General features: G+C 56.8%; 16 protein-coding genes and 3 tRNA genes. 12 read left to right on the top strand and 7 right to left on the bottom strand.

Going from position 1 to position 22,106, the window contains the following annotated elements:
* The first annotated feature begins 100 nt into the window (after positions 1 to 100).
* The 4 genes from MWU49_RS02930 (at position 101) to MWU49_RS02915 (ending at position 4,099) form a co-directional block, all read left to right on the top strand.
* Complete coding sequence (locus MWU49_RS02930; protein WP_246967858.1) at positions 101 to 697, top strand: transcriptional initiation protein Tat; 597 nt, start codon at positions 101 to 103, stop codon at positions 695 to 697.
* Between the two features lie 11 nt (positions 698 to 708).
* On the top strand, positions 709 to 2,307 hold the full coding sequence (locus MWU49_RS02925) for a GMC family oxidoreductase (RefSeq protein WP_246967856.1): 1,599 nt from the start codon (positions 709 to 711) through the stop codon (positions 2,305 to 2,307).
* Between the two features lie 184 nt (positions 2,308 to 2,491).
* Positions 2,492 to 3,649, top strand: coding sequence for an iron-containing alcohol dehydrogenase (locus MWU49_RS02920; protein ID WP_246967854.1), 1,158 nt, complete (start codon positions 2,492 to 2,494; stop codon positions 3,647 to 3,649).
* 12 nt (positions 3,650 to 3,661) lie between these two features.
* Complete coding sequence (locus MWU49_RS02915; protein ID WP_246967851.1) at positions 3,662 to 4,099, top strand: thioesterase family protein; 438 nt, start codon at positions 3,662 to 3,664, stop codon at positions 4,097 to 4,099.
* Positions 4,100 to 4,181: 82 nt separating this feature from the next.
* Here MWU49_RS02915 and MWU49_RS02910 read toward each other — a convergent pair whose 3' ends face one another.
* The 3 genes from MWU49_RS02910 to MWU49_RS02900 all read right to left on the bottom strand — a co-directional run bounded on the left by MWU49_RS02910 (position 4,182) and on the right by MWU49_RS02900 (position 11,448).
* A complete protein-coding gene (locus tag MWU49_RS02910) occupies positions 4,182 to 7,619 on the bottom strand; it encodes a hypothetical protein (RefSeq protein ID WP_246967849.1) in 3,438 nt (1,145 codons plus the stop codon).
* 169 nt (positions 7,620 to 7,788) lie between these two features.
* Complete coding sequence (acnB, locus tag MWU49_RS02905) at positions 7,789 to 10,389, bottom strand: bifunctional aconitate hydratase 2/2-methylisocitrate dehydratase (protein WP_246967847.1); 2,601 nt, start codon at positions 10,387 to 10,389, stop codon at positions 7,789 to 7,791.
* 195 nt (positions 10,390 to 10,584) lie between these two features.
* Positions 10,585 to 11,448 carry a lysophospholipid acyltransferase family protein gene (locus MWU49_RS02900; RefSeq protein WP_246967845.1) on the bottom strand — a complete coding sequence of 288 codons (864 nt, stop codon included), beginning with the start codon at positions 11,446 to 11,448 and terminating at the stop codon, positions 10,585 to 10,587.
* Positions 11,449 to 11,612: 164 nt separating this feature from the next.
* Here MWU49_RS02900 and MWU49_RS02895 point away from each other — a divergent pair, with 164 nt between their 5' ends.
* Positions 11,613 to 12,218, top strand: a complete 606-nt coding sequence (locus MWU49_RS02895) for a tRNA-(ms[2]io[6]A)-hydroxylase (RefSeq protein WP_246968080.1) — start codon at positions 11,613 to 11,615, stop codon at positions 12,216 to 12,218.
* A 155-nt stretch (positions 12,219 to 12,373) separates the two neighbouring features.
* Here the strand turns inward: MWU49_RS02895 and MWU49_RS02890 are convergent, their stop codons facing one another.
* Genes MWU49_RS02890 through MWU49_RS02880 form a run of 3 tightly spaced genes read right to left on the bottom strand, consistent with a single transcriptional unit; the run spans position 12,374 to position 14,203 of the window.
* On the bottom strand, positions 12,374 to 13,105 hold the full coding sequence (locus MWU49_RS02890; RefSeq protein WP_246967843.1) for a UDP-2,3-diacylglucosamine diphosphatase: 732 nt from the start codon (positions 13,103 to 13,105) through the stop codon (positions 12,374 to 12,376).
* Between the two features lie 5 nt (positions 13,106 to 13,110).
* Positions 13,111 to 13,701 carry a peptidylprolyl isomerase gene (locus tag MWU49_RS02885; RefSeq protein ID WP_246967841.1) on the bottom strand — a complete coding sequence of 197 codons (591 nt, stop codon included), beginning with the start codon at positions 13,699 to 13,701 and terminating at the stop codon, positions 13,111 to 13,113.
* 4 nt (positions 13,702 to 13,705) lie between these two features.
* Positions 13,706 to 14,203: a peptidylprolyl isomerase gene (locus tag MWU49_RS02880; RefSeq protein ID WP_246967838.1), complete on the bottom strand. Its 498-nt coding sequence runs from the start codon at positions 14,201 to 14,203 to the stop codon at positions 13,706 to 13,708.
* A 132-nt stretch (positions 14,204 to 14,335) separates the two neighbouring features.
* On the opposite strand from MWU49_RS02880, the gene MWU49_RS02875 reads away from it, so the two are divergent.
* The gene (locus MWU49_RS02875; RefSeq protein ID WP_246967835.1) at positions 14,336 to 16,018 is read left to right on the top strand and encodes a glutamine--tRNA ligase/YqeY domain fusion protein; all 1,683 of its coding nucleotides are present in this window, start codon (positions 14,336 to 14,338) and stop codon (positions 16,016 to 16,018) included.
* A gap of 311 nt (positions 16,019 to 16,329) precedes the next feature.
* Here the strand turns inward: MWU49_RS02875 and folD are convergent, their stop codons facing one another.
* Positions 16,330 to 17,175, bottom strand: coding sequence for a bifunctional methylenetetrahydrofolate dehydrogenase/methenyltetrahydrofolate cyclohydrolase FolD (gene folD / locus MWU49_RS02870; RefSeq protein WP_246967832.1), 846 nt, complete (start codon positions 17,173 to 17,175; stop codon positions 16,330 to 16,332).
* Between the two features lie 353 nt (positions 17,176 to 17,528).
* Here folD and MWU49_RS02865 point away from each other — a divergent pair.
* The 6 genes from MWU49_RS02865 (at position 17,529) to clpX (ending at position 22,084) form a co-directional block, all read left to right on the top strand.
* Positions 17,529 to 17,605: transfer RNA gene (locus MWU49_RS02865), tRNA-Pro, on the top strand.
* A 24-nt stretch (positions 17,606 to 17,629) separates the two neighbouring features.
* Positions 17,630 to 17,706 (top strand) — tRNA-Arg (locus tag MWU49_RS02860).
* 23 nt (positions 17,707 to 17,729) lie between these two features.
* Positions 17,730 to 17,805: transfer RNA gene (locus tag MWU49_RS02855), tRNA-His, on the top strand.
* Between the two features lie 191 nt (positions 17,806 to 17,996).
* The gene (gene tig / locus MWU49_RS02850; protein ID WP_246967830.1) at positions 17,997 to 19,310 is read left to right on the top strand and encodes a trigger factor; all 1,314 of its coding nucleotides are present in this window, start codon (positions 17,997 to 17,999) and stop codon (positions 19,308 to 19,310) included.
* Positions 19,311 to 20,006: 696 nt separating this feature from the next.
* Positions 20,007 to 20,663, top strand: coding sequence for an ATP-dependent Clp endopeptidase proteolytic subunit ClpP (gene clpP / locus MWU49_RS02845; protein ID WP_281502016.1), 657 nt, complete (start codon positions 20,007 to 20,009; stop codon positions 20,661 to 20,663).
* Positions 20,664 to 20,803: 140 nt separating this feature from the next.
* Entirely contained in the window at positions 20,804 to 22,084 is a 1,281-nt protein-coding gene (gene clpX / locus MWU49_RS02840; RefSeq protein WP_246967826.1) for an ATP-dependent Clp protease ATP-binding subunit ClpX, read from the top strand.
* Positions 22,085 to 22,106: the final 22 nt, after the last annotated feature.

The following is a 22,106-nucleotide window of genomic DNA, read 5'->3' as shown; positions in this document are numbered from 1 at the left end:
CTGAGGGCTTTGGTGTTTGTTACGGTTTGTTATAGACTCGGTGTCATATCTCCACCAATAACAACAAGGGCCGCATTGGCCTGCCCAGGAGAGGGTGTTGATGAAGAATAACCACCGTGCGCCCCTGCCCGGCTATATGGCCGGTCTAGAGCCCCTTAGCCGTCGTGGCTTTCTGCGCACAACCGTACTTGCCAGCGCTGCGCTCACCAGCGGCTGTGCCAGCATGTTCGGACGCAAGGATGCGCCTGAAACGCTGGAATACTACAGCCTCAAGCAAGATGAGATCGATGTAATCACGCGTCTCACCGAAGTCATGCTGCCCACCGAGCAGTTCGGGCTTCCTTCCAGTACCACCGTCGTTCCCACTGTCAGAAATATCGACAACATGGCACAGCGGATGCCGAAACAGACCCGCGATCTGCTCGGGCTGGGGATCTGGGTTTTCAACAACCGTCCCATGATGAGCTTCAAATTCAGGCAGTTCACCTCCCTCAACGATGAAAAGGCGCTGGCGTACGTCAATGCCATGCAGGAAGGGGCTTTCTTCGAACGCGGCCTGATGACCACACTCAAGGCCTTGATCGCGTTGAATTACTGGCGTGATGAACGCACCTGGCCGGGTCTTGAGTACCATGGCCCGGTCACCGAAACCTGGGGTGTTCGTCGACTCGGCAACGCACCACTGCCGCGAGCCTGACAGGGGGATATATGGCATTTGTTCGTGTACAGCGGGATGGTGTGCCGGTGACCCAGGCCAAAGATGTGGCGCTGGACCCTAGTCTCGGCAAGAAATTCACTCTGAAAACCGATGTGGTGGTGGTGGGCTCCGGTGCCGCCGGTTCCATGGTGGCCTACGAAATGGCCAAGGCCGGTCGCGATGTGCTGGTGCTGGAAGCCGGACGCTATCATCCCAGCGCCAGGTTCTCAGAGCACCTTGGCGACACCATGACCAAGATCTATCAGGATCAGGTGGGCCAGGTGAATACCACCGCCGATATCATCTTCATTCAGGGCGCCTGTGTTGGAGGTTCCACCGTGGTGGGTGCTTGTGTCATGGAAGAACCCGGCGACAAGGTGCTGGATGGCTGGGCCGAGAAATACGGTCTGGACGGATTGTCAGCAGAGAATTTCCGTCCCTATCTGGACAAGGTGGCGGATGAATTGCAGATCCACACCAATGAAGCCCATGAGATCAACGCCTGTGCCCACAAGGTGATCCAGGGCTGCGAGAAGATGAAATTCTCCTGGAAGCCAGCGCAGCGAAATGTCAAACAATGCGCGCTCACCGGCCACTGTCTTGCCGGCTGTCCTTCGGACCGGAAGATGAGTTCGCTGGTGACGCATCTGCCTTGGGCTGCGGCCTATGGGGCGCGAATTTTCTCTGATACCGAGGTGATCCGGGTGAAGACCCGGGATGGTCGTGCCCGTGGTCTTGAGGCCCGGGTCGTAGACCCGGACAGCGGTGCCCATGTGGCAGATATGCAGGTGGATGCAGATATGGTGGTCATGGCTGCCGGCGCCATTCATACCCCCCTTATCCTGCAGCGCAGTCAGGTCCCGGATCGCAGTGGCCAGCTGGGCCGCAATCTGGCCATTCAGCCTTTTACCCAGGTGCTGGGCAAGTTCAAGGAGCCCCTGTATGGCTTCCGCGGTGCCCTGGTTGGCGTGCAGGTGGACGAATTCATCCACAGCAATGGCTACACCATCTATTCCGGGTTGGCCGAGCCTGAATCCCTGTTGGCACAGGGTGACATGAAAGCCGGCAAGGCCCATATCGACTTCATGAAAGACTACAAGTATTACGCCGGGGTGAACGCTTTCAGTAAGGATCTCGGCAATGGATATGTTCAGTGGGAGGGGGATCCCTGGACCGGTGACAAGACTATTCACTTCAATCCCAGCCGGGAAGAGTTTGAAAACATGAAGGCCTCCGCAGCGCTGGCAGCCAGGATCTTCTTTTCCGGCGGGGCAGAGAAGGTGTATTTGCCTACCTTCCAGAGTCTCGAAGCCAACTCCGTATTTGAGCTGGATGAGAAGATGGACAAGGTGGATTACGGTATCAAGGGTCTATATACCTTCCGCTCCAACAGCTTTTCGCCCCACGGCACCTGCCGTATGGGGGCGGACCCCTATCAGTCGGTGGTAGCGCCCAATGGGGAACTGCATGATACGCCTGGACTGTTTGTGGCGGATTCCAGCCTGATTCCGGAATCCATCAGCGCGCCGATTCAATGGACCGTCCATGCGCTGGCCAAATACGTCAGTGACCAGATCAACGAGAACGCCAGCAACTACTTCATCAGTTGATCTCCAGCCGGTCGAAAAGAAAACGCGTCTTATGGCGCGTTTTTTATCCCTTTTCGTCACTCGATACTCGTCACCCGCTTCTGATTTCACCTCTGCATTTGTCTCAAAAGGCATCCCGCATGGCGTCATTTGTCTCCTGACGCTGTGGTAGCATCGAAGGGTTAAAGACCTTGGAGATTGCTGCATGTCAGGTTTTGAATTTGCCACCACTCACCGTGTGCTGGTAGAAGCCGGAGCCGCGGGTCGACTCCCGCAACTGTGTCAGGATCTGGGTGCCAGCCATGTGATGTTGGTGACGGATCCCGGTATTCGCAGTACCCCTCTGCTTGGCCCGGTGGAAGAGAGCTTCCGGAGCGCCGCAATGCCGCTGACGATTTACGATCAGGTCAGCGCTGACCCGGCCGACCGGATTGTGCTTGAGGCTGCCGAACAGGCCGCCAACGCCGGTGCGGATCTGGTGATTGGCTTTGGTGGTGGTTCTTCCATGGACGTAGCCAAATTGGTGGCGTTGCTGTCCCATCCCCAAGCCAGCCAGAGCCTTGCAGATATTTACGGCGTCGGACTGGCGACCGGGCCGCGGTTGCCTCTGGTGCAGGTTCCCACCACTGCTGGTACAGGCTCTGAAGTGACCCCGGTGGCGATCGTCACCACCGGTGAAACGACCAAGGCCGGTGTCGTCGCGCCTTCTTTGCTGCCGGATCTGGCGGTGCTGGATGCGGAACTGACCTTGGGGCTGCCGCCTCATGTGACGGCGGCCACGGGGGTGGACGCCATGGTCCATGCCATCGAGGCCTACACCAGTGCCCACAAGAAAAACCCGTATTCCGACATGCTCGCCCGTGAGGCCCTGCGCTTGCTGGGCGGCAATCTGGTCACTGCTGTGAAGGACGGCAGTAATCTGGCTGCCCGTGAAGCCTGTCTGCTCGGTGCCATGATGGCCGGCCAGGCGTTTGCCAACGCCCCGGTAGCTGCCGTTCATGCACTGGCGTATCCGCTGGGCGGGCATTTCCATATCCCCCACGGGTTGAGCAACTCACTGGTGCTGCCGGAGGTGATGCGTTTCAACGTCCGCGAGGCGGCTCCGCTTTACGCGCAGCTGGCACCGATCCTCAGTAATCGTCTGTTTGCTGATCATGAAGATGGGGCAGGGATATTGATTGCCGCACTGGAAAAGCTGATCGAGGAGGTGGGGTTGCCCACTCGCCTTCGTGACGCAGGTGTCACGGAGGAGAGCCTGGAGACGCTGGCTTCCGATGCCATGTTGCAGCAGCGACTGCTGGTGAATAATCCCCGCGAAGTGACCGAGGCTGATGCCCTCGCTATCTACAAGGCTGTGTTTTAAAGAGTATAAAACATGAGTGAGAAGGCCCCGCGTCCCGAGCGCGAAGAGTATGGCTACCTGTGTCCGGTGGACACCCGTTGGCGCGATAACGATATCTACGGCCACATCAATAATGTGGTCTATTACAGCTATTTCGATTCCACCATTAACCGTTATCTGATTGATGAGGGCGGCCTGGATATCCACGATGGCGAACACATCGCCTATGTAGTCAGCTCCGGGTGTGACTACCTGGAAGCGGCTGCCTACCCGGACAAGCTGACCATCGGCATGAAGGTGGACAAGTTGGGCTCAAGCTCGGTGCGTTACGGTCTGGCCCTGTTCGGCGAAACCGGCCCGGCCAAGGCGACCGGCTTTGTGGTGCACGTGTTTGTAAACCGTGAAACGGGGAGGCCAGTGCCGATTCCTGAGCGGTTGAGGAGTGCCCTCGTTAAACTGGAACGGGTCTGACTTGTGTGAGGCTTGCGTGCAATAGAATCTGGGCCCAGATACCTGTATTTGTATCCGATTGCACGCAGCCCCCCCCCTTTGCTCAGGGCTCAGTTCGTGGGCGTTGCCGCCCGTGTAATTGAAGCACAGCCAGAGAGACGAGCAGCATCAATGTGATGCTACCGCCACTTCCTCCACCACTAGAAGAAGAGCTGCTGCCGCCGGATTGAGAAGGCTTTTTATAGCTAATGACGGTTTCATCCTCGCCTTGTTTAGGCGGTGAGCCAGTATCAAGGACGGTGACGCGAAGCGTATGCTCACCTTCGCTAATTTCGCCCAATTCATAGATGACCTGCAATAAATCTGTACCACTAGCGATAAGTTCGCCATCCAGATACCAGGAAATGAAGTAGCTGGGATGGTTGTTAGGGTCATCAATCAGGGCTGTGGCGATGGCAGACGATTCCGACAGTGAAATTTGTTCCTCACTGATGATCTCAACCGTAGGTGGAACGTTCTCTTCCGTGATGGTCACGATATGGGTTAGATCGATCTGAGGACCAAGGGCTGCGCCACTGAGTTTGTCTTCGAGCGAGCCACCGTCTAACTCTGCTACAAGTTCCAGTACGACTTTTTCATCAATTTCACCTGTTACTCCGTCGTCCACGGTGTTGAACTGCAAGTTCGCCGTATTCGCATCCAGTGCATCAAGTGGGTCGTCTTCAAAAATAATGACCACCTGACTGTTGGCATCATGGTCACCTGGATTGTCAGCACTGCTCAGGGTTTCGTTGAAGCGCAATGGAATCTTGACAGGATATTGTGTTGGGTTGCCGCTCAAGCGAACCTCAACATTAACCACCTCACCCTCAGCGGCTATTTGGCTTACGTTGGTAAAACTTACCAAAGGCGTTATTTCGACAATTTGGGTATCGCAGCCTTCGTTTCCGGCAGCGTCGATAGCGCACCATTCAATCTGATGTTGCCCTGATTCGAATTCAACGGAGGTGTTGTTTTCTTCCGTTTTAGGCAGAACCGTAAGAACGGTATTGGGGAAATCTGAGGCGTAGGGAGTGCTTTCCTGCAACAGGTCGACCAAAGTTATCTCACCACTGGCGACCAGGCTGATGTCTCCAGCAGCGATGACAGAAGGGGGGGCTGTATCCAGGTTGTCGTTGCTGTCTTCTGCCGTCGGGATCCCGTCATTATCAAAGTCATCCAATGACGGATCTGGTGTCAGGCCATCTTCGAGGCACTCTTGATTACTTGTACAGTCATCCGGGAATCCGTCGCCGTCGGCATCGGTGCTCGCTGAGGAAAGAGCCGGGTAATCGTCTTGCTCATCCGGTACTTCATCACCGTCTGAGTCAGCCAAAACATTTACCAGAGTGGATGCTGTATTTCGCCGTCCTAGGCTGTCTTCTACTCTCAATGACAGTACATAGTCGCCCGGAAGACTATAAGTCACCGTTGCAGATTTCCCCGTTGCATCTGGTGAGGAAAAATTAATGCCGTCTGAATCGTCCTTGTCCCAGAGCCAGCTCTCGACCAGGACACCTTGTGTATCAGTTGAAGATAAAGAGCTATCAATAGTCAGGAGTGCTCCCTGAGAGATGGAATATGGACCACCTGTATTTGCATTAAGGGTCCCTCCTGCTGTGGGGTCATAGGGTGATGAGTCGTATTCATCCGGAATTCGATCTCCGTCCGCGTCCTGGAAAGAAGGTGCCAATTCAGCAAAAGCCTGAATTTGTGCAAATCGCCCCCAGCATCGTAAACCTTCGTCTGTGACAACACAGGCGGTGCCTTCTTTTACTGAAAGTTTTCGAGGGTTTCTGAGTTCGGGAATGATATCTAGTTTGTCATCACTGATCCTTCCCCAGCACTTGGCTCCATCATCATCAAGTGCGCATGTATAATTACCAAAGGCCTGAACTTCATAGGGCGTTGACAGTTCGGGGACAGTGATTTGTCCGTAGGTATTGCTCCCCCAGCATTTGACGCCCCCATCATCAATGGAGCAGTGATGTCCTGATCCAGCGGTAACCATTGTTGGGTTAATTAAATCAGGAGAGAATGAACTGCTGCTGTTCCAGCAAGTCACCCCTTCATCGCTTAATGCACAAACTCGATTGTTTCCAGCTGCAACTGACCTCGTGTTGGAAAGGCTCTGCACGCTAAAGCCTTCCGCATTGCGCCCCCAGCAGTGAACTTCTGTGGCGTCCCATGTACAGGCGATAAGCGACCCCAGGGTAATGCCCTGCATGTTATTGAGGGTGGGGGTTGAAGTCAGACCGAATGAATCGCTTCCCCAGCAAACAGGCGTACCTGCATCGAGAACACAGGCACTTTGGGCAGAGGTCACCAACTTGCTGGGGTTTGATACTGAAGGAGGGGTGCTTCTTCCATCGGAGTTACTTCCCCAGCATTCAAGTCCTTCATTATCTACCGCACAGGCAAAGTTTTCCCCTGTCGCCAACTCTGTAGGGTTGGCAAGCGTAGGGACTTCCGTTTGTCCAGCATCTGAAAGCCCTCTACAGCTGACCCCGTTTGATGTAAGGGAACAAAACAGATCCAACCTGCCAATATCGAAGGTATGAGGTAATTCCTGGGAGTGAAGTACATGACCACCCAGCACAGAGTTCCGTCCCGAGCCCCAGCACTCGATATTCCCACTGTCGAGGGCGCAAGCATGATAAATACCGGCACTGAGACTGTTTGGCCATTCAAGATTGGGAGCAGGGGCAAGTGTTTCCGTCCACCCGGTTCTGCCCCAACATTTTGTTCCGTTGTCATCAGTCGCGCAGGTTTGATAAGCCCCGGTTGCAAGTAGTCGAGGGTTTGTTTCTGAATATGGTCTCATCTCAGAGGGGATCGATGACTGTCCGTTACTGTTACTGCCCCAACAATTGATGCCCACATCATGCAGAGCGCAGGTGTGATTTCTACCTGTGGCGATACTTGAAATACCGGTCAAATAGTCGATCAGTGCGGGGGACTGAGCTCCGCCGCTGTCCCCCCAGCATTTCATACCTTCATCATCAAGGGCACAGGTGTTATAGGCTCCAGCACTTACCATGATTGGGTTGATCAAGGGAGGAGGTGTAAGCTGGCCGTCTCCTGAATAGCCCCAACAAGACACTCCTGAATCGTGAAGTGCACAGGCATGTCTGGATCCCGCTGAAACTTGGCGTATCCCTTCCATTCCCGGAGAGGGGGTGAGTTGACCATTATCATTTCGGCCCCAACACTTCACTCCCGAGTCATCAATTGCGCAAGTGAAGCTGCCGCCTGCAGAGACCTGGATTGGGTTGCTCAGTTCCGGAACCTCTGCTTGCCCGTAATTGTTCCCTCCCCAGCAGTGAACACCATTATCATCAAGGGCACAGGAGTGAGAGCCACCTACAGACACATGATACCGGCTTACTCGATCATTGATGTCCACCAGGCTATCAATGCCATCTCCATCAATATCCTCAGCATATGCGTTCAAGCTGGTGGCCAATAAGATGAGAGTGAATAAGCGATAAAGAATGGGCATGGAGCTATGACTTCCTGTCGTCTTTTTTATTAGTCAAATGATTGTATATGAGAATTGAACGGGTTTCATTTCATGTGGGTTGATTTTGGTTTTCTGAATAATTGAAGGGCCAGACACAAAAAAGCCCGGCATAAGCCGGGCTTTTTTGTGGTGAAGCGATTGCCGCGTCTTAGACAGACTGGGCAACCGGGATCTTCACGGAGTCTGCCACTTCCTGGTACTCCGGCAGCTTGTCGAAGTTCAGGTAGCGGTAGATGTCTGCAGACATGGAATCGATGGTGTTCGCGTATTCCATGTACTCTTCCTTGGTCGGCAGTTTACCGATGATGGAAGCCACAGACGCCAGCTCGGCAGACGCCAGGTACACATCCGCACCCTGACCCAGACGGTTCGGGAAGTTACGGGTGGAGGTGGATACCGCAGTGGACTTCGGCGCGATGCGAGCCTGGTTACCCATGCACAAGGAGCAGCCCGGCATCTCGGTGCGCGCACCGGCGCTGCCGAAGATGTTGTAGTAGCCTTCTTCGGTCAGCTGATGCTGATCCATCTTGGTCGGCGGAGCCAGCCACAGACGGGTCGGCATGGTGCCGCTTTCCACTTTCTGCAGGAGTTTACCGGCAGCGCGGAAGTGACCGATGTTGGTCATACAGGAACCGATGAACACTTCGTCGATCTTGGCGCCAGCCACGTCGGACAGGGTCTTGGCATCGTCCGGATCGTTCGGGCAGCACAGTACCGGCTCATGGATCTCGTCCATGTTGATTTCGATGACGGTGTGGTACTCGGCATCGGCGTCAGCACGCATCAGGCTCGGGTTGGCCAGCCACTCTTCCATGCCGTTGATACGACGCTCAATGGTACGGGCATCGCCGTAACCGTTGGCGATCATCCACTTCAGCATGGTGATGTTGGACTTCAGGTACTCGGCCACGCTCTCTTCGGAGAGGGTGATGGTACAGCCAGCAGCAGAACGCTCGGCGGACGCATCAGACAGCTCAAATGCCTGCTCAACGGTCAGCTCTTCCAGACCTTCGATTTCCAGGATGCGGCCGTTGAAGACGTTAACCTTGCCCGCCTTGGCGACGGTCAGGTGGCCTTCCTTGATGGCTTGCATCGGGATGGCGTGTACCAGGTCACGCAGGGTGATGCCCGGCTGGCGCTTGCCAGTGAAGCGAACCAGTACGGATTCCGGCATGTCCAGCGGCATAACGCCGGTGGCAGCAGCAAACGCCACCAGACCGGAACCAGCCGGGAAGGAGATGCCCATGGGGAAACGGGTGTGGGAGTCACCACCGGTGCCCACGGTATCAGGCAGCAGCATACGGTTCAGCCAGGAGTGGATGATGCCGTCGCCCGGACGCAGGGAAACACCGCCACGGTTCATGATGAAGTCGGGCAGGGTGTGCTGGGTTTCAACGTCAACCGGCTTCGGGTAAGCGGCGGTGTGACAGAAAGACTGCATTACCAGGTCAGCCTGGAAGCCCAGACAGGCCAGATCTTTCAGCTCGTCACGGGTCATCGGGCCAGTGGTGTCCTGGGAACCCACGGTGGTCATCTTCGGCTCGCAGTAGGTGCCCGGACGGACGCCTTCCATGCCACAGGCCTTGCCGACCATCTTCTGGGCCAGGGAGTAGCCCTTGCCGGTGTCGTTGGGCTGCTCGGGCTTGCGGAACAGGGTGCTCGGCTCCAGACCCAGCGCTTCGCGAGCCTTGGTGGTCAGGCCACGGCCAATGATCAGGTTGATACGGCCGCCAGCACGAACTTCGTCCAGCAGTACCTGGGAACGCAGGTCGAACTCAGCGATCACTTCGCCGTTCTTTTCGACCTTGCCCGCGAACGGGAATACGTCGATCTGGTCGCCGGTTTCCATTTTGGAAACATCGCACTCGAAAGGCAGGGCGCCGGAATCTTCCATGGTGTTGAAGAAGATCGGAGCAATCTTGCCACCGATACAAACACCGCCAGCACGCTTGTTCGGTACGAACGGGATGTCGTCACCGAAGTGCCACAGCACGGAGTTGGTAGCAGATTTACGGGAAGAACCGGTACCGACAACATCGCCCACGTAGGCAACCGGCAGGCCCTTGGCCTTCAGTTCTTCCATCTGCTTCAGCGGACCGATTTCACCATCTTTCTCAGGGAAGATGCCGTCACGGCTGTTCTTCAGCATAGCGTTGGCGTGCACCGGGATGTCCGGGCGGCTCCAGGCGTCCTGTGCAGGAGACAGGTCGTCGGTGTTGGTTTCGCCGGTGACCTTGAATACGGTCAGGGACATTTTCTCGGCCAGGTCGGCACGCTGGGTGAACCACTCGGCTTCAGCCCAGGACTCGATCACTTCCTTGGCCTTGGCGTTGCCGGCTTTCATCTTGTCTTCCACATCGTGGAACGCATCGAATACCAGCAGGGTGTGCTTGAGCTGCTCGGCAGCTTCGTCAACCAGCTCGGCGTCGTCCAGTGCATCGACCAGAGGAGCAACGTTGTAGCCGCCCTGCATGGTGCCCAGCAGCTGCACAGCACGCTTCTTGTCGATCAGGGGAGAGGTGGCTTCGCCTTTTACAATCGCGGTCAGGAATGCTGCCTTTACATAAGCAGCCTGGTCCACGCCCGGCGGAACGCGGTTTACGAACAGGTCCTGAATGAATTCTTCTTCACCAGCCGGCGGGTTCTTGAGCAGCTCAACCAGGTCAGCGACCTGCTGCTCGTTCAGCGGCTTGGGCGGCACACCTTCAGCGGCGCGCTCTTCAACATGTTTGCGATAGGCTTCTAGCACAGCGTTTCCCTCTTGCTCGTCTCTCTGTTACGAATCCTGCTGAATTCTTTTGGAAATCAGCGATTTAGGGTGTAACTGGGGGTTGGAATTGCGCGCGGAGTATAGCCGATTCGGCATCAACTGTTAAGCGAAACGACGGTCGCGGCCATTCATGGGGTGAATACTCATAATCACTTGCGGTAAGTTTCTGCCAACTCAATATGGGGCACGTACACCGGCAGGTGGTCGGCGGAAGCGTTTGTAGCTCCACAGGTACTGTTCCGGGCCTTCGTTGATCAGGTCCTCGATGGATCGGTTCAGGGCCTGCAGGGAAATGTCCAGGTCGGCATCGGCAATGGCTTCACTGGCCGGGCGGAAGCGTAGCTCGAAGCCCTGGGTGCCTGGCAGGCGCCGCGCCCAAGCCATAAAAGGCCGGGCATTGGTCTGCTGGATCAATTTGCAGGCAAGCGTACCTGTATAGGCGGGGTGGCCATAAAAATCTGCATGGCGACCACTGCGGCGGTCCGGGACCTGATCCGGCAGAATGGCCGTCATGGCGCCCTTGCGCATGGCGCGTACCAGCCCGGCAACACCGCGAGCGGTGGTCGGATACATGGTGGAACCGAAATGCTCGCGGCCCTGCTTGACCAGCTCGTCCACTTCCGGCAACCCGGAAGGGGCGAACATCACGTGCAAGTCATAGCGGTCTGCCAGCCAGAAATTAAGCACTTCCCAACAGCCCAGATGTGGCGCCAGGATCATCACCGGGTTGCCAGCATCCACTGTGGCCTTGAGCGCGTCGCCGCCATCAATGCTGACAATGCGTTGCATGCCGGACTGAGGTCGTGACCAGAACAGGGCAATCTCAAAGGTGTTCTTGATGCCTTCTACTATTGAGGTGCGTGCCAGTCTGCGCCGCTCTCCTTCAGGCATATCCGGATAGCACAGCGCCAGGTTGACCTCGGATACCCGGCGGGCCTGTGACGGGAGCGCGGCGACAAGATGACCAAGCAGGGTGGCCAGCCAGCGATTGACGACAAAGGGCAGGCAGCCAAGCAGCCGTAACATGAATACGGCCAAGTGACCCTTGAAAGTCTGAATACGTGGATTGGTTTTTCTTCCCATGGCGGGGAGTATAAAGCGCCAGAGTCTGGACGCCAGATGCCGAATGCAGAAAAGCCAAAAGTTCCGGGATGCTGGCAGGGCCGGTGACCGCTATAATGCGCGCCGACCATGAGGATGCCATGCACGACATTACCCACATTCAGCAGTTTCTTCCTTGCCCCACGCCGCAAGCCTGGATCGACTGGGCGCTGCAGCATCCGGAAATTCTGCTGATTGACCACGCCCACTGTGAAAAGAAGGCGGCCAGTACCGCGCTGAACCTGATGTTCCGCTATGTGGATCGTCCCGATCTGCTGGATGCGCTGAGCCAGCTGGCTCGTGAGGAGTTGCTGCACTTCGAGCAAGTGATCCAGATCATGCGTGAGCGGGGGGTGACCTATGATCACCTGTCACCGGCGCGCTATGCCCAGGGGCTGAGAAAGCATGTGCGCACCACCGAGCCGGGCCGTCTGGTGGACACTCTGATCGTCGGCGCCCTGATCGAAGCAAGAAGCTGCGAACGCTTCGCCGCCCTGGCACCCCACGTGGACGAAGAACTGGGCCGCTACTACCGCTACCTGCTGAAAAGCGAATCCCGCCACTACGAAGACTACCTGCGCCTGGCCGAGCAATACGCCGGCGAGCCCATCGAGGAGCGGGTGGCGTTCTTCAAGGACGCAGAGCAGGAACTGATCGAATCGCCGGATGAGGAGTTTCGGTTTCATTCCGGCGTTCCGAGGCAGTGAACAGTTAACAGTTAACAGTTAACAGTGAACAGCGCGCGTTCAGCGCGGGATGTTCATAAACGCATGAGGCCGCGTCCAGGGTATGGGCGCGGCCTCATGCGTTAAAGATCAAAACAACCTGTCTCGCGACGCTGTTAACTGTTCACTATTCACTGTTAACTAATCGCAAAGCTCTCCAACCTCAACCCCCGCTCACTATCCGCCACAATCTGCCACCCAAGCTTCCCCCAATCCCCCAACACCCAGCGTTTTCCGGTACCGTCAGACAGGGCGATGTCGTGGACGTCGGGGCGGTGGGTGTGGCCGTGGATGAGGTGCTGAACGCCGGCGGTTTCCATGGACTTGGCCACTTCTTCCGGGGTCACATCCATGATGTTCTCGGCCTTGTTGGCATTATTGCCCTGGCTTTGCATGCGCATGCCCTGGGCGATCATGCGACGTTGCTCCAGTGGCTGGGACAGCATGCCCTGTTGCCACTGGGGGCTACGGGCCATGGCGCGGAACTGCTGGTATTCGGTGTCCAGGGTACACAGGCTGTCGCCATGCATCAGCTGGGCCGTTGTGCCATACAGGTCTACGACAGTACCCTCATCCAGCAGGGAGCCTCCGCAGGCAGTCGCAAAGTCTTCGCCAAGGAGAAAGTCTCGGTTGCCATGCATGAAGTACAGCTTGCTACCGCTGTCGGCGAACTGGCGGAAGGCACTGATGGCCTCCCGGTTGAACGGGGTATCATCGTCGTCGCCGATCCAGGCTTCAAACAGATCCCCCAAGACATACAGGGCATCTGCCTTGCCGGCGTGTTGTGCCAGCAAGGCTTTCAGGGCCTCGAGATGCTCGGGGCGTTCCGGATCCAGGTGCAGATCAGAAATGAACAGGGAGTACGCCATGGTGATTATTGCGCTTCCTGTTCTTCGTTTTCCTCACCGAGGCGGTAGGCCTTGGTAATCAGGATTGGTACGGCCGGCACGTCGCGGGCCATCATGCCGCTAAGGCGCTGGCTGGTGGTGCGCTCGCGAGCGATGTTATCGACTACAGCCATGCCGTCGGTGACCTTGCCAAACACCGCGTAACCCCAGCCGCGCTGGTTCTTGCCGCTGAAGTCCAGATTGCGGTTGTCCACCAGATTGATGAAGAATTGGGCGGTGGCTGAGTGAGGGTTACCCGTGCGGGCCATGGCGAGGGTGCCACGGCGATTACTCAGGCCGTTGTCCGCTTCGTTCTGGATCGGTGCCTGGGTGGCCTTGCGCTGGCCGTCCTTGTCGAAGCCGCCGCCCTGGATCATGAAGCCCTGGATCACGCGGTGAAACAGGGTGCCATCATAGAAGCCGCTGTCCACATACTGGAGGAAGTTGGCAACGGTCTTCGGGGCCTGGTCTTCGAACAGTTCCACGGTGACCGGGCCGGCAGTGGTTTCCAGACGGACCATGGGATTGGCCAGCAGCAGGCCGGGCAGCAGGGCGATCAGGGCAACGACAAGACGCATGGGATTACTCCTCGATCAGCTCGGCGGATTCGATCAGTACCGGCTCAACCGGGACATCTTGGTGGAAACCGGAGTTGCCGGTGGCCACGCCACGGATCTTCTCGACCACGTCCATGCCGTCGGAAACTTCCCCAAACACGGCGTAACCCCAGCCGTCCTGGCTGCGTTCCTTGTCCAGGAAGTGGTTATCGGCCACGTTGATGAAGAACTGGGCGGAGGCGGAGTGCGGATCCGGGGTGCGTGCCATGGCGATGGTGCCAACTTTGTTGGACAGGCCGTTGCCCGCTTCGTTCTGGATCGGCGCCCGGGTGGGCTTCTGCTGCATGTCTTCGGTGAAACCGCCGCCCTGGATCATGAAGTTGCTGATCACGCGGTGGAAGATGGTGCCGTCAAAATGACCTTCCTTGACGTATTGCACGAAGTTTTCGGTGGTAACAGGCGCTTTTTCTGCGTCCAGTTGCAGGGTGATTTTGCCGTAGGTTGTATTCAGCACCACTTTCATTGGGTTTTTCTCCACTGGTCGAGCTTGTAAGCCATGGCGGAAATTGCCGATGTGCAGGCCCGTAGTCTTTGACTGAAGGGGGCTGCACTGTACACTAGCGCACCTTTATTTTCACTGTATCCGGCGAAGGCAATGAGCGAAACCAAAGCGCCCAGCAATTTTATCAGACAGATCATCGATCGCGACCTCTCAGAGGGCAAAAATGACGGTCAGGTGGTGACCCGTTTCCCGCCGGAGCCCAATGGCTACCTGCATATTGGCCATGCCAAATCCATTTGTCTGAATTTCGGCATTGCCGAGAGCTACAAGGGCGCCTGCAACCTGCGCTTTGATGACACCAACCCGGAGAAGGAAGAGGACGAGTACATTCAGTCCATCCAGCGGGATGTGGAATGGCTCGGTTTCGAGTGGGCCGGTGAGGTGCGCTTTGCCAGCAACTACTTTGACCGTCTCTATGAGCTGGCTGTGGAGCTGATCAACAAGGGCCTGGCCTATGTGGACAGCCTGAGCCCGGAGCAGATTGCCGAATACCGGGGTAACTTCACTACCCCTGGCAAGGAAAGCCCGTATCGCGAGCGCAGCGTTGAGGAAAACCTGGCGCTGTTCGAGAAGATGCGCGCCAACCAGATGGAAGAGGGTGAGGCGGTGCTGCGGGCCAAGATCGACATGCAGAGCCCGAACATCAATCTGCGCGACCCGATTCTCTACCGGATTCGCAAGAAGGTGCATCATCAGACTGGTGACAAGTGGGTAATCTACCCCATGTACGATTTTACCCACCCGCTGTCGGATGCCATTGAAGGCATTACCCACAGCCTGTGCACCCTGGAATTCGAGGATCACCGTCCGTTCTATGACTGGGTGGTAGAGAACACCTCCGTGGCTGCGACGCCGCGACAGTACGAGTTTGCCCGCCTCAACCTGAACTACACCGTAACCAGCAAGCGCAAGCTCAAGCAGCTGGTGGACGAAGGTCACGTGGATGGCTGGGACGACCCGCGCATGCCGACCATCTCCGGTCTGCGCCGCCGCGGCTACACTCCTGCCTCCATCCGTCACTTCTGTGAGTCTGTCGGGGTTAGCCGCGCCGATTCGGTGGTGGATATGGCTATGCTGGAAGCCGCTATCCGTGACGACCTGAATCAGCATGCTCCCCGGGCCATGTGTGTGATGAACCCTCTCAAGCTGGTGATCGAAAACTGGGAGGAGGGCAAGGAAGAGTCCCTGACCGCGCCGGTACATCCCCAGAACGAGACCATGGGTACCCGTCAGGTCCCAATGACCCGGGAGGTCTACATCGATAAGGAAGACTTCCGCGAAGAGGCCAACAAGAAGTTCAAGCGTCTGGTGCTGGGGGATCGCGTACGTCTGCGTTATGGCTACGTGGTTCGCGCCACTGATGTGGTGAGGGATGACAGTGGCGAGATCATTGAAATCCGTTGCAGCTATGACTCGGATACTCTTGGCAAGAACCCGGAAAATGATGAAGGCCAGGGCAAGCTGCGCGGCGTGATTCACTGGGTCAGCGCCAGCAAGGGGCTGCCCTGTGAGGTGCGCCTGTACGACCGTCTGTTTACCGTGCCGAACCCGGGCAAGGTGGAAGAAGGGCAGACGTTCCAGGACAACATCAACCCGGATTCCCTGAAAGTGCTGAGCGGCTGCTGGGTCGAACCAGGCCTGCGTGGTGTACTGGCGGAAACCCGTTATCAGTTTGAGCGTGAAGGGTATTTCTGTGTGGATCAGGACAGCAGCGATAATCTGCTGGTATTTAACCAGACTGTGGGTTTGCGTGAGTCGTGGCCCAAAGACAATTAAGAGCAGTTAATAGTTAACAGTGAATAGTTAATAGCTGCGCGGTTTCGCGTGGTTGTTGGCTGCAAACGAAGAGGCCGCGCCTGAATTTGGGTGCGGCCTTTTTTGTCGATATGGTTTTTAGCTCCTGTGGGAGCTTGCTTGCAGGCGAAGAGGGGTTGGTCGAGGTAAAGAATAGCTTCGTTTGCAAGCAAACTCCCACATTGTGGTGCCCCGTGTTTGCATGTGGCGTGCAGCGTGTTGCGGCCGCGGAGCGGCATACAAAAAAGCCGCGAGCAGCATTTGCTGGTCGCGGCTTTTTGCTGGGCGGGTTTTTAGCCCAGTGCTTTCTCGCCGGACTGCAGGGTCTGGAAGATCAGGGTGTTGATGGTCATGGGGCCGACACCGCCGGGGACCGGGGTGTAGGCGGCGACGCGGTCGACCAGTGGGCCCAGTTCGATATCGCCACACTTTTCCGGGTGATAGCCGGCATCCACTACCACGGCGCCATCCTTGATCCAGTCGGCCTTGATGAACTCCGGTTTACCAACGGCGCCCACCACGATGTCAGCCTGTTTCACCAGGTCTGCGAGATTCTGGGTGCGGCTATGGCAGATGGTGACAGTGGCGTTGGCTTCCAGCAGCATCATCGCCATGGGCTTGCCGAGAATGGCGCTTCGGCCTACTACCACAGCGTGTTTGCCTTCCATTTCCACCTTGTAGTGCTCCAGCAGGCGCATGATGCCCTTGGGGGTGGCGCAACCGTAGGCGGCTTCGCCCATGCTCATGCGACCAAAGCCCAGGCAGGTGACGCCGTCCACGTCCTTTTCCAGGCTGATGGCATCGAAGCAGGCGCGCTCGTCGATCTGGGCAGGTACCGGGTGCTGCAGCAGAATGCCGTGAACATCCGGGTTGTTATTCAGTTCGTCGATCTTGGCCAGCAGTTCTTCCGTGGTGGTGCTCTCAGCCATCTCGATGGCTTCGGACTCCATGCCCACACGGCGACAGGCATTACCCTTCATCTTTACATAGGTGGCAGAGGCCGGATCGGCGCCCACCAGGATGGTGGCCAGAATAGGGGTGCGGCCGTCAGCCTTGGCTTTCAGCGCCTCGACACGTTGGCGCATCTCTTCTTCGAACTGCTGGGCCAGGGCCTTGCCATCGAGAATCTGGGCAGTCATGGAGTCTCTCTCTGCGTGTATGGAGTAGTTGATCAGGGCGCGCGATTTTCGCACGGGTGGCCCATGGGCGCAAAACAAGCTTCATTTTATGCCTTGATGGTGGCTTTTGGATTTCCCGTCAGGCGTCCAGCATCCGGCGTCGGGCGGCCGCCATTGCAGATCAGGGCCTGGCGGAGTGCTCCCCTGGAATTGAAAAACTGTCCGAATATGGGCTGCCAAAATGGCGGCAATCCCCACAAGTTGTTTAAAATCTGTGCGTTAGGGATTTTTTGTTCCCCGGTGCGTTGACGCTACCCGGGGTGCCGAGTATTATGCGCGCCTCGCTTTCAAGCACTGTTGGCGTGACTGATACACGGGGTGTAGCGCAGCCTGGTAGCGCGCCTGCTTTGGGAGCAGGATGTCGGGGGTTCGAATCCCTCCACCCCGACCATCAGTATAGAGCGGAACCTGCAATGCGCCTGTAGCTCAACCGGATAGAGCAACGGCCTTCTAAGCCGTCGGTTGCAGGTTCGAGTCCTGCCAGGCGTGCCAGGCAGGAAAGCGACAAGTTTATGGTGACTGTAGCTCAGTTGGTAGAGCCCCGGATTGTGACTCCGGTGGTCGGGGGTTCAAATCCCCTCAGTCACCCCATATGCAGTATCGAAAAGCCTCCGGGACCTCCCGGAGGCTTTTTCGTATGTGGCCTGCGTAATACCGGCCTTAAGCCGCCGGGTTATGTAGGCATTCGGGGCGCGTTTGATTATAATCTGCGCCCTTATTCGAGCCGTCTGCATCTTTGTTACTGGCGGCGAGCAGCAAAAAGTCTTTTTAAAGAGGATGTTATGCAGGTTTCTGTTGAAACGACTTCAGGTCTTGAGCGCCGTCTGACGGTGGGTGTTCCGGCGGAGAAGGTGGACTCTGCAGTAGAAAGCAAACTGCTGGAAGCCAAAAAGAATATCCGTCTGGACGGTTTCCGCCCGGGCAAAGTGCCCATGGGTGAAGTGAAGCGTCGCTTTGGCAGCGCCGTGCGTAACGAAGTGCTGGCTGACGTCATGCGTGAAGCCTTCATCGAAGCCGTGGAGCAGGAAAAACTGCAGCCGGCCGGTATGCCGGGCTTCGAAGCCACCACCAACGAAGCAGGCAAGGACCTGGAATTCGTTGCCACTTTCGAAATCTATCCGGAAGTCGAGCTGGCCGCTTTCGACGGCGTTGCTGTTGAGAAGCCGGTAGCTGAAGTGTCCGACGAAGACGTGGACACCATGATCGAAACCCTGCGTCAGCAGCGTGCCCAGTTCGAAGAAGTAGAGCGTGCCGCTGAAGAAGGCGATCGCGTCAACATCGACTACAAGGGCATCAAGGGTGACGAAGCCTTTGAAGGCGGCACCGCTGAAGGTCAGAACCTGGAACTGGGTTCCGGTCAGATGATTCCGGGCTTTGAAGACGGCATCGTTGGCATGAAGGCCGGCGAAGAGAAAGACATCAATGTGACCTTCCCGGAGGAGTACCACTCTGAAGAGCTGAAAGGTCAGGCTGTGGTCTTCCAGATCAAGGTCAACAAGGTGGAAGGCAAGCAGCTGCCAGAAGTGGACGCCGAGTTCATGAAAGGCTTTGGTGTTGAAGATGGCGACGAAGCCAAATTCAAGGCCGAAGTGCGCAAGAACATGGAGCGCGAGCTGAAGAATGCTGTCACCGGCAAGGTGAAAGAGCAGGTTATGGAAGGTCTGGCCGATCTACACCAGTTCGATCTGCCGGCAGCTCTGGTGAGCCAGGAAGTGCAGCGCATGCGTCAGCAGATGGTGCAGCAGTTCGGTGGTGGTCAGCAGTTCGACGCCTCCATCCTGCCTGACGACCTGTTCACTGAGCAGGCACAACGTTCCGTGCGCCTGGGCCTGATCATCCGTGCCATCCTGGATCAGAATGAGCTGAAAGCCGACGCTGACAAGGTGAAGGCCCGTGTTGAAGAGATCGCCGAGCAGTACGAGAAGCCGGAAGAAGTGGTTAACTGGGTGTACGGTAACCCCCAGCAGCTGCAGCAGATCGAAGGTGCGGTACTGGAAGAGCAGGTGGTTGACCTGGTTCTGTCCAGCGCCAAGGTCGAAGAAAAGACCATGTCCTACCAGGACGCCGTGAAGCCCCGTGAGCAGGCTGAAGCCTGATCCCGGCGCTCTGCGCTAAAAAAGGGGCCTTCGGGCCCCTTTTTTTGGCCGCTCTGCGGCTGCAACACGCTTCACGCATCACGCGCCACGCGCCACGCAAAACAACAAAGGCATCGTTTCCCTCTACCTTATGAGCCTGCCTGCAGGCGAGCCTTTCCCTGCCGAGGGTGAATCGTTTGCAGGCAAACTCCCACACCAGGATCAGGTTGCCTGCGGTCAAACCGGACCGGTCTATTTTTTATCGTTAACCCGGGCTGCGCGTTTTGCCCGGGCATGCGGAAATTGGCTTCGAGCTACGAGCGCGAAGCGAAGCCCGAGGCTGCCGTTTTTTTGCCTTTCGAAACTCGAAACTCGTAACTCGCCACTCATATCAGCCCGGTTTAGCCCCCCATTGAGCCACTTTTTCACTCTTCAGACGCCGTTTTTGCATGGTTTTCTGCCTGAATTGACCTATAAATGCACAATTTGGCCAAGAATTGCGCACTTGAACCCCTCCTGTGGCCACTTTTATAGACGCCCCTGTGGTGCCGTCATAAGATGCTGGAAGAGTTAATTTTCCTGAACGCCTTGTTTTGCGCCTGCCAGGGCCCCATAGCAGCATCAGGAGAGGGCCGAAGCGGCGGTGTGAAACCACGCACTTACGCACCTATACATAGAAGAGCGTCCGCGGACGATCGACGAGAAGGAAAGCGCTGCATGATCGACTTGAGCCGTATTCAATCCATGACCCCGGAAATGAACCAGCTGATCAAGGATCCGACCAATCTGGGCCTGGTGCCGGTGGTGATTGAACAGACCGCCCGTGGTGAGCGTTCATTTGATATCTATTCCCGCCTGCTCAAAGAGCGGGTGATCTTCATGATCGGCCAGGTGGAAGACCACATGGCCAACCTGATCGTGGCCCAGCTGCTGTTCCTGGAATCCGAAAACCCGGACAAGGACATTCACCTGTATATCAACAGCCCGGGTGGCTCGGTGACTGCCGGCATGTCCATCTATGACACCATGCAGTTCATCAAGCCGGATGTGTCAACCATGTGTGTGGGCCAGGCTGCCAGCATGGGCGCCTTCCTGCTGGCCGCCGGTGCCGCTGGCAAGCGTCATGCACTGCCTAATGCCCGGGTGATGATTCACCAGCCGCTGGGCGGCTTCCAGGGCCAGGCTTCGGATATCGAAATCCACGCCAAGGAAATTCTCAAGATCAAGGGGCAGCTCAACAGCTTGCTGGCGCATCACACCGGCCAGCCGCTGGAGCGCCTGGAAAAAGACACCGATCGCGACAACTTCATGGGCGCCGATGAAGCCCAGGAATACGGCATCATTGACGCTGTCCTGAAGCAGCGCCCGGTGTAATACAGATTCTTTCGTATCATTTCGTATAAAAAGTGTCCTAACGGAGGGGCGGAGAGGCCCGGCGGACTTGAAAAACCCCCGGTCTCCCTGCATCTTCAAAGAGAACCCGATATCCCATACACAGGTTTAGAGGCAATTCGATGACCGATTCCACTGGCAAGAGCGACGACGGCAAGCTGCTGTACTGCTCATTTTGCGGTAAAAGCCAGCATGAGGTTCGCAAGCTGATTGCGGGGCCCTCGGTCTTTATCTGCGATGAGTGCGTGGATCTGTGTAACGACATCATCCGCGAAGAAGTGCAGGAAGATACTGCCGATACCGGCGGTGAGCGTTTGCCCAAGCCTGACGAAATCAAGGAAACCCTTGATGAGTACGTGATTGGCCAGGAACGCGCCAAGAAAGTACTGGCGGTTGCGGTGTACAACCACTACAAGCGTTTGCGCAGCAGCGGCAAGGGCCGTGATGAGGTAGAACTCGGAAAGAGCAACATTTTGCTTATTGGGCCCACCGGTAGCGGCAAGACCCTGCTGGCAGAGACCCTGGCCCGCCTGCTCAATGTACCGTTCACCATTGCTGACGCTACCACCCTGACTGAAGCTGGTTATGTGGGTGAGGACGTCGAGAACATTATCCAGAAGCTGCTGCAGAAATGTGACTACGATGTGGACAAGGCCCAGCGCGGTATCGTCTACATTGACGAGATTGACAAGATCTCCCGCAAGTCCGACAACCCGTCCATCACCCGTGATGTGAGTGGGGAAGGCGTGCAGCAGGCATTGCTGAAACTGATCGAAGGTACCGTGGCTTCCGTGCCTCCCCAGGGTGGCCGCAAGCATCCCCAGCAGGAGTTCCTGCAGGTGGATACTTCCAACATGCTGTTTATCTGTGGCGGTGCTTTCGCCGGCCTGGACAAAGTGATTCGCGAGCGTTCTGAGAAAGGCGGCATCGGCTTCTCTGCAGAAGTGAAGAGCAAGGACGATACCCGCAACCTGGGTGAGCTGCTGGTGGATGTGGAACCGGAAGACTTGGTCAAGTACGGCCTGATTCCCGAGTTCATTGGTCGTCTGCCGGTGATCGCGACCCTGGAAGAGTTGAGCGAAGACGCGCTGGTTCAGATTCTCACCGAGCCCCGCAATGCCCTGACCAAGCAATACGGTCGTCTTTTCGAGATGGAAGGGGTTGAGCTGGACTTCCGCGAGGATGCCCTCCGCGCCGTGGCCAATAAGGCCATGGAGCGCAAGACCGGTGCCCGTGGCCTGCGTTCCATTCTGGAAAGTGTGCTGCTGGACACCATGTACCAGGTGCCTTCCATGGACGGTGTTGCCAAAGTCGTTATCGACAGCCCGACCATCAAGGGCGAATCCGATCCGCTGTTGATTTATGAAAACAGCGAGCAGTCTTCCAAAGTGGCGCCGGACTGAGGCGCCACCCCTGGTTAATAGA

This window comes from Alcanivorax sp. S6407 (assembly GCF_023016115.1).
Lineage (GTDB): Bacteria > Pseudomonadota > Gammaproteobacteria > Pseudomonadales > Alcanivoracaceae > Alcanivorax.
The sequence above is the reverse complement of the archived record's forward strand: the minus strand, read 5'-3'. Positions and strand labels throughout refer to the sequence as shown.